Origin of the sequence: Aquabacterium sp., assembly GCF_029946005.1 — a bacterium.
GTDB lineage: Bacteria > Pseudomonadota > Gammaproteobacteria > Burkholderiales > Burkholderiaceae_C > Aquabacterium.
This window is the reverse complement of sequence record NZ_JAQSDR010000008.1, coordinates 150,931-165,058: the sequence shown is the minus strand read 5'-3', so window position 1 is coordinate 165,058 and position 14,128 is coordinate 150,931. Positions and strand designations below refer to the sequence as shown.

12 protein-coding genes are annotated in these 14,128 nt (G+C 61.3%); 7 read left to right on the top strand and 5 right to left on the bottom strand.

The genetic code is table 11. The features are described from left to right. Positions 1 to 130: 130 nt before the first annotated feature. Genes dksA through hslU form a run of 4 tightly spaced genes read left to right on the top strand, consistent with a single transcriptional unit; the run spans position 131 to position 4,698 of the window. The gene (gene dksA / locus PSV38_RS05760; RefSeq protein WP_300545836.1) at positions 131 to 919 is read left to right on the top strand and encodes an RNA polymerase-binding protein DksA; all 789 of its coding nucleotides are present in this window, start codon (positions 131 to 133) and stop codon (positions 917 to 919) included. A gap of 48 nt (positions 920 to 967) precedes the next feature. Further along, complete coding sequence (locus PSV38_RS05755) at positions 968 to 2,767, top strand: STAS domain-containing protein (RefSeq protein WP_300545834.1); 1,800 nt, start codon at positions 968 to 970, stop codon at positions 2,765 to 2,767. A gap of 46 nt (positions 2,768 to 2,813) precedes the next feature. Next, positions 2,814 to 3,362, top strand: coding sequence for an ATP-dependent protease subunit HslV (hslV, locus tag PSV38_RS05750; protein ID WP_300545832.1), 549 nt, complete (start codon positions 2,814 to 2,816; stop codon positions 3,360 to 3,362). Between the two features lie 4 nt (positions 3,363 to 3,366). Then, the gene (gene hslU, locus PSV38_RS05745) at positions 3,367 to 4,698 is read left to right on the top strand and encodes an ATP-dependent protease ATPase subunit HslU (RefSeq protein ID WP_300545830.1); all 1,332 of its coding nucleotides are present in this window, start codon (positions 3,367 to 3,369) and stop codon (positions 4,696 to 4,698) included. A 1-nt stretch (position 4,699) separates the two neighbouring features. On the opposite strand, the gene PSV38_RS05740 is transcribed toward hslU, so the two are convergent. Further along, complete coding sequence (locus tag PSV38_RS05740) at positions 4,700 to 5,464, bottom strand: type III pantothenate kinase (RefSeq protein ID WP_300545828.1); 765 nt, start codon at positions 5,462 to 5,464, stop codon at positions 4,700 to 4,702. A gap of 206 nt (positions 5,465 to 5,670) precedes the next feature. Here PSV38_RS05740 and PSV38_RS05735 point away from each other — a divergent pair, with 206 nt between their 5' ends. Both PSV38_RS05735 and PSV38_RS05730 read left to right on the top strand, forming a co-directional pair. Further along, positions 5,671 to 6,249, top strand: a complete 579-nt coding sequence (locus tag PSV38_RS05735; protein ID WP_300545825.1) for a chalcone isomerase family protein — start codon at positions 5,671 to 5,673, stop codon at positions 6,247 to 6,249. A gap of 106 nt (positions 6,250 to 6,355) precedes the next feature. Continuing rightward, the gene (locus PSV38_RS05730; RefSeq protein ID WP_300545823.1) at positions 6,356 to 7,198 is read left to right on the top strand and encodes an HDOD domain-containing protein; all 843 of its coding nucleotides are present in this window, start codon (positions 6,356 to 6,358) and stop codon (positions 7,196 to 7,198) included. A 9-nt stretch (positions 7,199 to 7,207) separates the two neighbouring features. Here the strand turns inward: PSV38_RS05730 and PSV38_RS05725 are convergent, their stop codons facing one another. Genes PSV38_RS05725 through PSV38_RS05710 form a run of 4 tightly spaced genes read right to left on the bottom strand, consistent with a single transcriptional unit; the run spans position 7,208 to position 10,224 of the window. After that, positions 7,208 to 8,164: a S49 family peptidase gene (locus tag PSV38_RS05725; protein WP_300545821.1), complete on the bottom strand. Its 957-nt coding sequence runs from the start codon at positions 8,162 to 8,164 to the stop codon at positions 7,208 to 7,210. 15 nt (positions 8,165 to 8,179) lie between these two features. Continuing rightward, positions 8,180 to 8,557, bottom strand: coding sequence for a Rieske 2Fe-2S domain-containing protein (locus tag PSV38_RS05720; RefSeq protein WP_300545819.1), 378 nt, complete (start codon positions 8,555 to 8,557; stop codon positions 8,180 to 8,182). Then, positions 8,550 to 9,227, bottom strand: coding sequence for an HAD-IA family hydrolase (locus tag PSV38_RS05715; RefSeq protein ID WP_300545817.1), 678 nt, complete (start codon positions 9,225 to 9,227; stop codon positions 8,550 to 8,552). The genes PSV38_RS05720 and PSV38_RS05715 overlap by 8 nt, the downstream gene beginning before the upstream one ends. A gap of 10 nt (positions 9,228 to 9,237) precedes the next feature. After that, the gene (locus PSV38_RS05710) at positions 9,238 to 10,224 is read right to left on the bottom strand and encodes an RluA family pseudouridine synthase (RefSeq protein WP_300545815.1); all 987 of its coding nucleotides are present in this window, start codon (positions 10,222 to 10,224) and stop codon (positions 9,238 to 9,240) included. A 717-nt stretch (positions 10,225 to 10,941) separates the two neighbouring features. On the opposite strand from PSV38_RS05710, the gene PSV38_RS05705 reads away from it, so the two are divergent. Beyond that, complete coding sequence (locus tag PSV38_RS05705) at positions 10,942 to 14,034, top strand: Rne/Rng family ribonuclease (protein ID WP_300545813.1); 3,093 nt, start codon at positions 10,942 to 10,944, stop codon at positions 14,032 to 14,034. Positions 14,035 to 14,128: the final 94 nt, after the last annotated feature.

Genomic DNA, 14,128 nt, shown 5'->3' with positions numbered 1-14,128 from the left:
ACAGGGCCGAGGGATAGTCTGGTGAAGTTGAGCTAGGAGCCTCGCTACAATCCGCGCGCCCTCACTCATGCCAAAAGCACAACCAAGGCGATGGGCCATTAGCTGGCCATGCGTCTCTTAGGAGGATCCTGTGACGAAAGCATCTGACAAGCCCTCGACCAAATCGAGCGCCACTGCCCCCGCCAAGACGGCCAAGGCGGTCAAGGACACGCCGGTCAAACCCGCTGCCAGCAAGCCCGTCGCCAAGGCTCCTCCTCAACCTGTTTCGACGACTCCCGCCAAAAAAGAAACCTCCGCCGCCAAGAAAACCAGCACGGTGGCCCCTGCCAAATCGGCTCCGCCACCTGCTTTCGCTCAAGCTTCCCCTAAAACGGCCGAAGCTGCCGTATTGGCCAAACCCGTGGCCCCGGCACGCTCACCGTCCAAAATCAGTACCCCAGACCACATGCCTACCACCGCAACCAAGGTTGACAGCAAGCTCGCCAACGCATGGAAAACCAAAACCGGCCGGGAACTCACCGAGCCTGAGTTGATGGCCATGCCTGAGACCGAGTACATGAATGAAAAGCAGTTGGACTTTTTCCGTGGTCGCCTGACCGTGCTGAAAGACGACCTGCTGTCCAATGCCGGCGAAACCACCGAACACCTGCGCGAAGACACTTCCATCGTTCCCGATCCGGCCGACCGCGCCACCATCGAGGAAGAACACGCCCTGGAACTGCGAACCCGCGATCGCGAGCGCAAGTTGCTCAAAAAAATCTCCCAAGCCCTGACCCGCCTTGATTCTGGCGAGTACGGTTACTGCGACGAAACTGGCGAGCCCATCGGTCTGGGCCGCCTGATTGCACGGCCTACCGCCACCCTGTCGCTGGAAGCCCAACAGCGCCGGGAACTCAAGCAAAAGATGTTCGGTGACTGATCTGCTGTTGCGCACCCTCACTTCTATGCCTTATTTCGGCCTGCGATCATGAGCAAGGACTCCGGCGGATTTTTACGCAAGGTGGCTCGCTTCGTTGCCAATCCAACCACGGATTGGACGCAGCTGGACGCCCCGTCTGTCGGCTCTCCTGAGAGCGAGTACGCCAAGACCGAGATCAAGGCCATGATTGAGCGCAAGCGCCGCAACGACTTCGTGCGCAAGCGCGAACTCGACATGCTGCGCAAGATCCGCCGTGAAGGCCTCAGCCAGGACAACGCACTGGCCCTGTCCGGCGCATCCAACCTGGATTCCGAATCACGCCCTCACAGCGGCCCTCGCTCGGACATCGCGGTCAAAGCCAAGATCGACGCGATCGAGCAGCAAATGGTGGGCGATCAAAGCGCGGCACGGCAAGCCGCCCAGTCGGCGCCTGCGGCCCCACGGCCGCCGCCATTGCCATTGAATGCCGCAGCAGCCTATGCGCCCACCGCTCCCAATGAGCTGAGTGCACCGGAAAGGCTCAAAGCTCGGTCCGAATTGAGCCCCCTGGAATTCGATCCGCCTGAAATTTCACAGGCCGTGTTTGATTCAGCACGCGCCAACCAGCCCCGCATGAGTGGATCTCCGCCACCGCCCATGCTCAACGAGCACCTGCCGCCAACCGCTTTCACTGGCGGCGCAGGTGTTGAGGTGACGGAGATGGAACACGATCCCGAGCTGGATGAGGCCGTGATCGCATTCGCCAATGCCGACTTCGACGAGTGCGAGCGCGCCTTGCTGGCCCTGATCGCCCCGGGCGGCCCACGGCACGAACAATCCGAAACCTGGATGGCGGTCTTCGACTTGTACCGGGCTCTGGATTTGCCACAAAAGTTCGACCACTTGGCCGTGTCGTTTGCGCACCAGTTCGGACTGTCCGCCCCGCACTGGTATTCCTTGCCTCAGCGGGTGCAGGCCTTCGTGGCCATCAGCGAACAGCAAGCCGCAGTGGCCGCCAAGGCAAACCAGGGTGACGAAGAAGGCCCAGCCACCGAACCTGGCGAAGGCGAAGCGGCACAACCCCGCGCGCTCGAAGGCTGGTTGTCCCCTGCTGTGATCGACTCGGAGGCCGTGGCGCAATTGCGCTATGAAATCCTGCAACTGCCCCGCCCATGGACCATGGATTGGAGCAACGTCCAGAAGGTCGAGCCCGAAGGTGCAGCCCAGTTGAGCCAGTTGATGAAAGCCTGGGCCAAAGACCCTATTGGCATGGCCTGGATTGGCGCCGACCAATTGCTGTCCGTGCTGGCCGAGAGCTCGCCATCAGGCGCGCGAGATGCCGACCCGGCCTACTGGATGCTGCGTCTCGATACCTTGCGCCTGTGCAACCGGCCAGACCAGTTCGACGAAGTTGCCATCGAGTACTGCGTGACTTATGAACTGTCACCCCCCTCGTGGGAGGCCTCGGCCTGCCAGGTGCGCCACATGCGCGATGGCGTCACGCCCCACACCGTGATGCTGTCGCACGTCAGTGACGTGACCACCAGCTTTGTCGAATCCCAGATGCACGACGACATCGAGTTCGTGCAAGTCGCTGCGCTGAACCTGTCGGGCCAGCTGATTGGCGACATCAGCGAAACGCTGCGCAAGTTGGACAACCAGTTAGGCGCCAGCATCACGCTGGACATCGATTGCGAGCACCTCCTGCGGGTGGATTTCATCGCAGCCGGAGACCTCCTGAACTGGGTGCTTGCTCGTCGCGGTGAAGACCGTGAAGTCACTTTTGTCAAGCCACATCGGCTCGTGGCGCTGTTCTTTGGCGCCATGGGAATCAACGAGCACGCCAAGGTCAAGCTGCAGCTGATCTAATGCCTCTGCCCATTCACAGGGCACAGGCACTCACTTGAAAAACCCCATGGATTCTTACCACGGCACCACCATTGTCAGCGTGCGCCGTCAAACACCCACCGGTTGGCAAGTGGCCATCGGCGGCGACGGCCAAGTCACGCTGGGACACATCATCGTCAAAGCCACTGCCCGCAAGGTGCGCAAGCTCTACCGCGATCAGGTGCTGGCAGGCTTTGCTGGCGCCACAGCCGATGCCTTCACCTTGTTCGAACGCTTCGAATCCAAGCTGGAAAAGCACCAGGGGCATTTGACACGCGCCGCCGTTGAGTTGACCCGCGATTGGCGCACAGACCGCGTCCTGCGGCGCCTGGAGGCCATGCTGGCCGTGGCCGATCGGGAGACCTCGCTGATCATCACGGGCAATGGCGATGTGCTGGAACCCGAGCACGGGATCATAGCGATCGGATCAGGTGGGGCTTATGCGCAAGCAGCCGCACGTGCCTTGGTACAGCACACCAAGCTGGACGCGGCCGATGTGGTCAAGAAGTCGCTTGAAATCGCCGGCGACATCTGCATCTACACCAACCAGAGCCACACCATTGAAACCCTTGGATGACGCCATGAGTGGCATGACCCCACAAGACATCGTTAACGAACTCGACCGCCACATCATTGGCCAGCGAGAAGCCAAACGGGCCGTGGCAATTGCCTTGCGCAACCGCTGGCGCCGTCAGCAGGTCGAAGGCCCCATGCGCGGCGAGATCACGCCCAAGAACATCCTGATGATCGGCCCCACTGGCGTGGGCAAGACCGAAATCGCTCGTCGCTTGGCCAAGTTGGCCGATGCGCCCTTCATCAAGGTCGAAGCCACCAAGTTCACCGAGGTGGGCTACGTGGGCAAGGACGTTGACACCATCATCCGCGACCTGGTGGAATACGCGGTCAAGCAAGAGCGCGCAGTGCAGATTCAAACTCAGCGTGCGCGCGCTGAAGACGCTGCCGAGGACCGCTTGCTGGACGTGCTGGTGCCACCACCCCGCTCCGAATTCGGGATCTCTTCCCCGCCCCCGGACAGCACTGCCCGCCAAGTCATGCGCAAGCGCCTGCGCGAAGGCACGTTGGACGACCGCGAGATTGACATCGAACTGGTCGACAGCAAGGCACCTGCCCTGGAAATCATGGGGCCTGCGGGCATGGAAGAGATGGCCGAGCAGTTGCGCGGCATGTTTGCGCAAGCCGGGGGGACGCGTCGCAAGGCCCGCAAGGTGACGGTGGCCGAAGCCCGAGCACAACTGATCGAGGAAGAGGCCGCCAAGCTGGTCAACGACGATGACATCAAGACGCGTGCGCTGGAGCGGGCCGAGCAAAACGGCATTGTGTTCATCGACGAGATCGACAAGGTGGCCAGCCGCCTTGAGGGCCAGGGCGCCGAAGTCTCGCGTCAAGGTGTGCAGCGCGACCTGCTGCCTCTGGTTGAAGGCACCACGGTCAACACCAAGTACGGCATGGTCAAGACCGACCACATCCTGTTCATCGCCTCGGGCGCCTTTCACCTGAGCAAACCCAGCGACCTGATCCCCGAATTGCAAGGCCGCTTTCCGATCCGCGTGGAGTTGTCGTCACTGTCGGTCGATGACTTCGAGGCCATCCTCACGCAACCCAGCGCCAGCCTGATCAAGCAGTACCAGGCGCTGCTGGCCGCCGAAGGCGTCACCTTGGAGTTCACGCCCGACAGCATCCGTCGGCTGGCTCAGATCGCCTATGACGTGAACGAGCGCACGGAGAACATCGGGGCACGCCGCCTGGCCACGGTGATGGAGCGCTTGCTGGACGAGATTTCGTTCAATGCCCCAGGCATGTCAGGCCAAACCCAGACCATCGACGCCGAACAGGTCGACGCCCGCCTGGGTGAGTTGTCGCGCAACGAAGACTTGTCGCGCTTCATCCTTTGAATCAGGCCTGCGACGCCAGCGTCAGCAGGCCTTCAAAGATCAGGTTCTCGACCACCCGCACCGGCAGTTCGGTCACGTGGGACAAGCGGGACACCGCACCACCCGACATCACCAGCAGGGGTTCGCGCCCCGTGTGCTGCTGTAGCCGGCGCAGGCTGCGCTCAATGGCCCCGGCGATGGCATCGGTGCCACCACTCATCAAGGCGTCGCTCGTGTTGGTGGGAAAGTCCTGCACCTCGCCCGTGGGCACTTTCAGGCCGGCGGTGCCACTTTCGAGCGCGCGGTACATCAGGCCAAAACCCGGCATGATCAAGCCGCCCAGAAAGCGACCCTGCACATCCACGGCGTCCACGGTGACTGCGGTGCCGACCATCACAGCCAACACGGGCGGCGGCGCATCGGCCGACACCTGCAAGGCGCGTTGCCGGGCCCCGATGATGGCGGCCCAACGGTCGGCCCCCAAGCGCGCAGGGTGCTCGTAGCCGTTGACCACACCAGACGCACGTGCCGACGACACCACCCAGCGGGGCTTCACCCCCCAGTTGGCCAGTTGCTCCTCAACCCGCCGTTTGATGGCATCGCCCGCCACCACGCAACCCAGCATCGCCTCAGGGGCGGCCAAAGCTTGCCATTCTTGGGTCCACAGGTGGTCAATATCCTCCAGGACCACAGCCCCATGCGCCAGCAACGCGGCACCTGGAACGCCTTGCGCATACAGACCCCACTTGAGCCGGGTGTTGCCAATATCGATGACTAAAAACGACATGCATCTATCTCGCGAACAAACCAACCGAACGATAAGGTGAAGCCCGATTTTGCCTGCAAGATCAAGTCAATATCGTTGTGGCGACGCTGCACCCGGTGAGGAACGCTGGGTATGCAGTTTTTGCAAGGCATAGTATCGACCCGCCACCTCACGGCGAATGAATGGCTGGGCACGCAAAATGCCAGGCTCAAAGAATGGAAAACACAATGACATCAATTGCACGAGCACTGCTCCTCTCGATCGCCCTGCTGGCATTGCCTGCCGTGGCCGCCACCGAGGTCAGAGGCGTCAAGTTCACCGACACCCTTCAACTTGCGACCCAACCCCTGCAGCTCAATGGCGCGGGTGTGCGAGTCAAAGTGATCATTGACCTCTACGCCGCCGGCTTGTACGTGCTCAAAACAGACACCAACGCGGCCAATGTGGTGGGTCAACCTGGTGCCAAAGTCATGAAGATCGTGTTGCTGCGCGATTTGACGGGAGAAGACTTCGCCGATGCCACCGTCAAGGGCTTCAAGGCCAACAACAGCGAGGCAGATCAGGCCAAGTTCCAGACCAAGCTGAACGAGATCAAGGCCATGATGCTGGACTTTGGCCCCGTCAAGAAAGGCACGGTCATTCAGATCGACTTTGTGCCCGGCGAAGGCACCCACGTGCTGCTGGACGGCAAAAGAAGAGGCCCAGAAATCACCGGCGATGACTTTCAACAAGCCGTGTTGCGCATCTGGCTGGGGCCCAAACCGGTGGACTCCGACTTGAAGCAATCACTGCTGGGCGGCAAATAAGACACAAAACACCCGCCTGTGAGCAATATCATGATTGAAACGCCTTGAAACAATTTCGCTTATTGTCGATAAGGTGACCATCTGCAGTTGATTTTGCAGGCTCCTCATGATTGATCAAGCATTACCTACCCTCAATGACTGGGTCACGGTTTTCACCCGAGCCGCGATCCCAGTGTTGCCCGCCTCCGTTGCCGAGCTGGCGGAGATGCGGGCCATGGAGGATGCCAGGGGCGACGTGGATGCCCACATGCTGTCGCAAAACCTGGGTGGCGACCCCTTGATCACGCTGAAGGTGCTGATGCAGGTCTCACAAGACTGCCATCGTCGGCACATCAGCTCGCCCGAGACATTGACGTCCGCCATCCTGATGCAAGGCATTGGGCCGTTTTTCAGGTCCAACGAGAACGTGCCATCGGTGATCAACTGGCTGGCAGACTACCCAGAGGCCTTGAGCGGATTACTCAAGGTCATCAAGCGGGCTCGCCGGGCCGCGCATCTGGCGGTCACTTTCGCCAGCCACCGTCAGGACGAAGACGCCGACATGCTCCAGGAGGCCGCCCTGCTGCACGACTTCGCCGAGATGCTGCTTTGGTGTCATGCCCCGCTCCTGGCCCTGACCATCGCCCAGCGCCAGAGAGCCGACCACACGCTTCGTTCAGCCGATGTGCAGAAAGAAGTGTTGGGCATTGAATTAACCGACTTGGCGCACGCCTTGATGCAAGCTTGGCAACTGCCCGAGCTGCTGATCAAGAACACCGATGATCGCAACGCCGAGCACCCCCGTGTGAAGACGGTATTGCTGGCCGTTCGCATTGCCCGCCACACCCAGTACGGCTGGGACGACCCTCACGCCCAGGCAGCGCTGCCCGATGACATCGCCGACGTGGCGCAGTTGCTCACGCTGTCGGACGAATCAGCCAAGCGCAAGATCATGGAAATCGACAGCTGATCCAATCCATCAGCGGATCGACACCGAACTGCGCATGGCATGCACCACCCCACTGCCAAAAGCCGCGCCAAAACGTTTGGCCAGGCGTTCAGCCAAGTTCTCCTTGAGCGTGTAGTCGATGATGTCCTCGGCCTTGATGACGTCACGCGCCAGGATGTCCAGACTGCCCACGTGATCGGCCAAACCCAGCCTCACCGCCTCTTGCCCGTTCCAGAACAGGCCTGAAAAAGTCTCGGGGGATTCTTGCAGGCGTTTGCCGCGCCCCTGGCGCACGACAGCAATGAACTGCTGATGGATCTGATCCAGCATGGCTTGGGCGAAGACTTCGTGTTGCGGATTGCGCGGCGAGTAAGGGTCCAGCATGCCTTTGTTGGCGCCAGCCGTCAGCAGGCGGCGTTCAACCCCGGCCTTGTCCATGATGCCGACGAAGCCAAAGCCATCCATCAGCACCCCGATCGAGCCGACCATGGAGGCTTTGTCCACGTAGATTTCATCGGCGCCCACAGCGATGTAATAGGCCGCCGAGGCACACATTTCTTCGCACACCGCATAGACTTTTTTCTTGTGCAACACCTTCAGACGGCGGATCTCGTCATTGACCAGGCCAGCCTGAACCGGACTGCCACCGGGTGAATTGAGGCGAATGACCACGGCCTGGGCACCAGCATCCTCAAAGGCGCTGCGCAAGGCGGTGGTCAGGTTGTCGGCATTGGCCTCGGTGTCACCCCCGATCTCGCCCCGCACCTCGACCAGCGCGGTGTGAGGTGCAGAAGGTGCTGTCGATGCCGGCATGTTTTCCAGCGTCGCCCAGATCATGGTGGCAGCGATGAGGATCCACACCATGCGCCAAAACCAGCGCCAGCGATGCTCACGGCGTTGCTGAAGCAAATAGGCCCTGGCGAACTCTTCCAACATGCCTTGCTGTGCCGCAGCGACAGGGGAAGAAGACGGATCAACTGCGCTCATGAACAAGACACTCTCTTAGAAAATAGGCTGAATTCGGTCGCTAGGATACCAATACACCTGCTTGTCGCGCTCTTCCACGGTCATCTTGACCAGACGCTTGCCCACACAGGGGCCGCCCACGCATTGGCCGTTCGGCGGGTCGTACAAGGCGCCATGGACCGAGCAGATGATGAAGCGCTTGTCCTGGTCCCAGAACTTGCCTGGCTCCCAGTCCATCTGGGTGGGCACGTGGGCGCACTGGTTCAGGTAGGCCACCACCTCGTTGTCGTAGCGCACGGCAAAGGCCGACACGCTTTGCCCCCACTCCAGCACGTCGAAAACCACGGCTTCACCGCACTCTTCCAATGCGGACGACTCACACAAAAATTGGGGCTCTTTGTTCAATTCAGGCATGTTGCATCAACCACTGCTTCAATTCGGCCACGGAATGGGCCACGTGACGAGTCGGGTAGTCCGCGAAGGCTGCGGGCTCGTGGGCGCCATAACTCACCGCCAGGGAATGGGTGCCCGCGTTGACCGCCAATTGCAGGTCGTGCGTGGTGTCGCCGATCATCAAGGTGCGCTCAGGGGCGATGCTGAACTCGGCCATCAGCTCCTGCAGCATCAGGGGATGCGGCTTGGATTGGGTTTCGTCGGCGGTCCGGGTGGCGTCGAACACGCCGCGCAAGGCGACGTGCTCCAAGGCTTCGTTCAAGCCTGAGCGGGTTTTGCCCGTGGCCACGGCCAGCCAGTGGTGGCGAGACTTGAGTTCGGCCAGCAACTCCAGCGAGCCGTCAAACAGGCTGAGTTCGTGCTGGCGCTGGAAATAGTGATGCCGGTAGCGCAGGCCCAGCTCGGGCACGCGCTCCTTGGGCAAGGTGGGGGCCACATGCGCCAGGGCATCGTGCAAACCCAGGCCAATCACATAAGACGCCGCCGTGCGCGACGGAATCGGCAGTTCCAGGTCAGCGCAAGCCGCCTGGATGCACCGAACGATCAGCGCTGTCGAGTCGTACAGCGTGCCGTCCCAATCAAAAACGATCAGGTCGAACTGGCGGGGGCGTGATGAAGAGGGTGAATTCATGGTCAGCACTTTACTTCTTGGGCGCTGACGCCAGCGCGGTCAACAGCGACTCGCAGTCGGTCGGCAAGGGCGCTTGAAACGTCATGTCTTCACCCGTGGCGGGATGAGGCAAGCGCAAATACCGGGCATGCAGGAACATGCGCTCGAAGCGCACGCCTGAAACCGCCCCCCCCCGGGCCATGGCTTTGTTCAAGGTGAAATCACCATATTTGTCGTCGCCCACGATGGGGTGACCTTCACTCAGCAGGTGAACGCGGATCTGGTGAGTGCGGCCGGTCTTGATGGTCACGTCCAGCAGGCTAAAGTCGGCGTAATGCTTCATCACTTTGACCAATGAAATGGAGCGGCGGCCATCGTCGTTGTCGTCTGCCACGGCCTTGACGCGGCGCTCGCCATCCGCCGTCAGGAATTTGTGCAGCGCCACATCGATGACCTTTTTGTGGTCCGGCCAGGCGCCAATCACCAACGCCGCGTATGTTTTTTGCACCTTGCGCTCACGAAAATGGTCTTGCAGTGTGGTCAAAGCGCTGCGTTTTTTGGCCACCAGCAATATGCCCGAGGTTTCCTTGTCCAGCCGGTGCACCAATTCCAGAAACTTGGCTTGAGGACGCGCGCGGCGCAATTGCTCGATCACGCCGAAACTCACACCGCTGCCGCCGTGCACCGCCACACCAGCGGGTTTGTTGATGGCCAACAGATGCTCGTCTTCAAACAATATGGGGAATTCCTTGGCGGGTATCGCCGCCGTGGTTTCCTCAGATTTCTCGGACAGGCGCAGGGGTGGCACGCGCACCTCGTCGCCCAGGACCAGGCGCGTGTCGGCCGAGGCCCGGCCTTTGTTGACCCGCACCTCGCCGCTGCGGATGATTCTGTACACCAGGGTTTTGGGCGCGCCTTTGAGCACCTTGATCAGGTAATTGTCAAGGCGCTGGCCGGCACCGCCTTCATCGATGGTCAAGCGCTGTACCGCAGCAGGGGTCGAAGTGCTTGAATTCACTGGCTTTTTTGGACTGTGAGATGCAGATTTCGCACCTATAATGGGCTGAGCCACGTGATGAAGTGTTGTGATTGTTAAATTGCAGTCGCAATCTTTGGCGAAGCCAAGCGAGAGTTTACCTTTTGAGACCGCTTTGCATCGCCCAGACGTGGCCCGGCGGGGAGTCCCGCCAAATTGATGGTGATGCATCACGTGCTGCGTTCCGGAGAAAACCACCCAAGGTGTGGTCTTGCCAGGTCGCCGCGTGTGTCAGAGCCAATGTCGAACGAACCACGACTCAAGGTTTTTTGGCGCCAGAGATTCATTTCGCTGGTGTCCGCGTCGAGTGACCGCACTAATGTCCCGGCCTATCCTGCACGTTTCCATTGCCGCCCTACACCTCGCCCTGCTTCGCACAACGAAGCCGGGCGCTGAGGTTTGCGCGCGCCACTGGACAATACGGCCCGATTCGCCCTCCTCCTGCCCGATGCCCTGGTTTGACGAGGACTTGCTGTACAGCGGTCCCGACAACCCGGGGTGGTCGCCAGGGGTTTGTGCCATGTCACCCGCGCATGCGCCCCTGCTGCACTGACCCTCTCGGGTCACCAGCCACGGCAATTCCTTCTCGGTTCTTTCTGCGTTGACTCGTGCATGAAGGTTGCCACTGACTCCGGTCGGTGGTGAATCGAGGTCTGCCTGGTGCCATCCAGGGCCGGCCTCGCATGGACTGGAGTTCACATGAAACGCATGCTGATCAATGCCACGCAGCCTGAAGAGCGCCGCCTGGCCATCGTCGACGGACAAAAGCTCCTCGACTTCGAGACCGAAATTGAGGGCCGCGAACAGCGCAAAGGCAACATTTACAAAGCCGTTGTGACCCGCGTCGAGCCATCGCTTGAGGCCTGTTTCGTCGATTACGGCGAAGAGCGCCACGGTTTCCTGCCCTTCAAGGAAATCTCGCGCCAGTACTTCCGCGAGGGTGTCGACGTCCGCTCGGCCCGCATTCAAGACGCGATCAAGGAAGGGCAAGAATTGCTCGTCCAGGTCGAAAAAGAAGAGCGCGGCAACAAGGGCGCTGCCCTGACCACCTTCGTGTCGCTGGCCGGCCGCTATTTGGTCCTGATGCCCAACAACCCGCGTGGTGGTGGCGTCAGCCGCCGCATCGAGGGCGATGATCGCGAAGAACTCAAAGAAGCGATGGATCAGCTCGAATACCCCAAGGGTATGAGCCTGATCGCCCGCACTGCTGGCATCGGCCGCTCCGCCGCCGAGCTGCAGTGGGACTTGAACTACATGCTCAAGCTGTGGACGGCCATCGACGATGCCTCCGGCACTGGCAAGGGCGCCTTCCTGATCTACCAGGAATCGTCACTGGTGATCCGCGCCATCCGCGACTACTTCACCTCCGACATCGGCGAAATCCTGATCGACACGGACGACATCTACGAGCAGGCCAAGCAGTTCATGCTGCACGTCATGCCCGACACGGCCAACCGCGTGAAGCGCTACCGTGACGATGCCCCGCTGTTCTCGCGTTTCCAGATCGAACACCAGATCGAAACGGCCTTCAGCCGCACAGTGAACCTGCCTTCCGGCGGCGCCATCGTGATCGACCACACCGAAGCCTTGGTTTCGGTAGACGTGAACTCGGCGCGCGCCACCCGTGGCAGCGACATCGAAGAAACCGCCACCCGCACCAACCTTGAAGCGGCCGACGAAATTGCCCGCCAGATGCGCTTGCGCGATTTGGGCGGCCTGATCGTGGTCGACTTCATCGACATGGAAGAGTCGAAGAACCGCCGCGAGGTCGAGACCCGACTGCGCGATGCGCTTCGCTTTGACCGTGCCCGTGTACAACTGGCCGCCATCAGCAAGTTCGGCTTGCTGGAAATGTCCCGCCAACGCCTGCGCCCTGCGCTGAGCGAAGGTTCGCACATCACTTGCCCACGTTGTAACGGCACTGGCCACATCCGCGACACCGAATCTTCGGCGCTGCAGATCCTGCGCATCATTCAAGAAGAATCGATGAAGGACGGCACGTCCGCCGTGCACGTGCAAGTGCCCGTCGAAGTGACCTCGTTCCTGCTGAATGAAAAGCGGACCGAGATCACCAAGATCGAATTGAAGCAACGCGTGACCGTGCTGTTGATCCCCAACAAGCACATTGAAACGCCGAACTACAAGCTGGAACGCCTGCGCCACGACGACCCGCGTCTGGAAAACATCCAGACCAGCTACTCGATGATCGAGGAGCCTGAGGAAGATGTCGGCATCACTCGCCGCGAGAAGAGCAAGCCCAAGCAAGAGCCGATCATCAAGGGCGTGTTGCCCGATCAGCCCGCGCCCATGGCCGTGCCCAAGCACGAACCCGCGCTGGAATCGGCAGCGACGCCTGTCGCCGCTGCGCCCAAGCCTGCGGCCGCGCCTGCACCATCGACCGGTGGTTTCTTTGGCTGGATCAAGAGTCTGTTCTCCAGCACGCCAGCCTTCACGCCTGCGACTGAAGTCAAGCCCGCGCCAGAAGCCCCGAAGGACCCCGCCAAAGACGATGGCAAGGGTGGCCGGGGTGGCAAGGGCCGTGGACGTCGTGACGGTCAAGGCCGTGGCGGCGAACGCAGCGCCAACGGTAATGGCGAACGCGCCGAGCGTGGCGGTGAACGTGGTGGCCGTGGCGAGCGTGGTGAACGCGCCGACCGTGGTGGTGAGCGTACCGAGCGCCCTGCCGCTGCCGAAGGCCGTGAGCCCCGTGAAGGTGGTGGTGGCCGCAGTGGACGTGGCCGCGCCCCGCGCGAAGACCGCGCCACCGCAACCGAGATCACCAGCGAGTTGAATGCCCGTGGTGAAGCCGCCGCACCGCGTCAAACTGACGAAGCCCGCCCCGAAGGTGGCCGTGGCCGAGGTGGCCGTGGGCGTGGTGATCGCCAGGACCGCGCACCCCGTGACAACATCGCGGTGGAAGTGCCTGAAAACGCATTTGTCGACACCATTCCCGTGGGCACCAATGCGCAAACGGAAGGAACTGCCGAACGCGATGGCGCACGTCGCCGTCGCCGTGGTGGCCGTGGTCGTGGCGAGCGTGACGATGCTGCCTTGAACACAGAAGGCCAGGCGACTGAACAACAGTCCGCCGAGTCAGGTGAATCAGCACCTCGCCAGCCAGAAGAGACCGTTCGCACCGAAGGTGCTGACGACCTCAATGAAGGCGAACGCCCTGAAGGTGAAGGCGAAAATGCCGATGGCCGTCGCCGTGGCCGTGGACGTGACCGCAATCGCCGTGGCGACCGCCGTGATCGCCCGGCGGACACAGACGAGGCTCAAGCCGCCATCGAACCCGCACCACAAGCTGGCTTGAACTTGACCTTGCCGCCACCATCGGCCGATGTGGGTCCATTCAGCCTGGCGCCCAACAGCGTTTCGACAGCACCCACTGCTGAAGCGTCTTTTGAGCCGGTGGAAGAAACGCCGCCTGTGGCCTTGGCCGTGGCCCCGGTGGAAGCCATCCAGGTGCCAGCCCCCGTCGCGACAGCGGCCCCTGTCGTCGCTGCCGAACCAGTGATGGTCGCAGCACCGGCAGCCCCTGAGGCCGAAGCCTTTGTCTTGCCCTTGAACGACCTCAATGCCATTGCGCAAAACGCAGGCCTGCAGTGGGTGAACTCGGACTCGGACAAGGTCAATGCCATCCGCGAAGCGATTGCCAGTGAGCCCAAGCCGGCCCATGTGCCACGCGAGCGTCCACCCATGGTGATCGCTGATGAAGGCCCGCTGGTGTTGGTCGAGACCCGCAAGGACCTCAATCAGATCAAGCTGCCTTTCGAGTCGACCACCAACTGATCGAAGCCCAATGAAAAGCGCCATCCCCTTAACGGAGATGGCGCTTTTTTCATGGGCCGCCCACTTTGTCGTGGGCGACTAATCGGTCAAGATG

What these genes read in the sequence shown, in the direction of transcription:
- PSV38_RS05730 (WP_300545823.1), top strand. Translation starts at nt 6,356, where the DNA reads ATGATTGATCAAGCATTACCTACCCTCAATGACTGGGTCACGGTTTTC.
- PSV38_RS05725 (WP_300545821.1), bottom strand. Translation starts at nt 8,164, where the DNA reads ATGAGCGCAGTTGATCCGTCTTCTTCCCCTGTCGCTGCGGCACAGCAA.
- PSV38_RS05735 (WP_300545825.1), top strand. Translation starts at nt 5,671, where the DNA reads ATGACATCAATTGCACGAGCACTGCTCCTCTCGATCGCCCTGCTGGCA.
- PSV38_RS05705 (WP_300545813.1), top strand. Translation starts at nt 10,942, where the DNA reads ATGAAACGCATGCTGATCAATGCCACGCAGCCTGAAGAGCGCCGCCTG.
- PSV38_RS05755 (WP_300545834.1), top strand. Translation starts at nt 968, where the DNA reads ATGAGCAAGGACTCCGGCGGATTTTTACGCAAGGTGGCTCGCTTCGTT.
- PSV38_RS05715 (WP_300545817.1), bottom strand. Translation starts at nt 9,227, where the DNA reads ATGAATTCACCCTCTTCATCACGCCCCCGCCAGTTCGACCTGATCGTT.
- PSV38_RS05720 (WP_300545819.1), bottom strand. Translation starts at nt 8,557, where the DNA reads ATGCCTGAATTGAACAAAGAGCCCCAATTTTTGTGTGAGTCGTCCGCA.
- PSV38_RS05740 (WP_300545828.1), bottom strand. Translation starts at nt 5,464, where the DNA reads ATGTCGTTTTTAGTCATCGATATTGGCAACACCCGGCTCAAGTGGGGT.
- hslV (WP_300545832.1), top strand. Translation starts at nt 2,814, where the DNA reads ATGGATTCTTACCACGGCACCACCATTGTCAGCGTGCGCCGTCAAACA.
- hslU (WP_300545830.1), top strand. Translation starts at nt 3,367, where the DNA reads ATGAGTGGCATGACCCCACAAGACATCGTTAACGAACTCGACCGCCAC.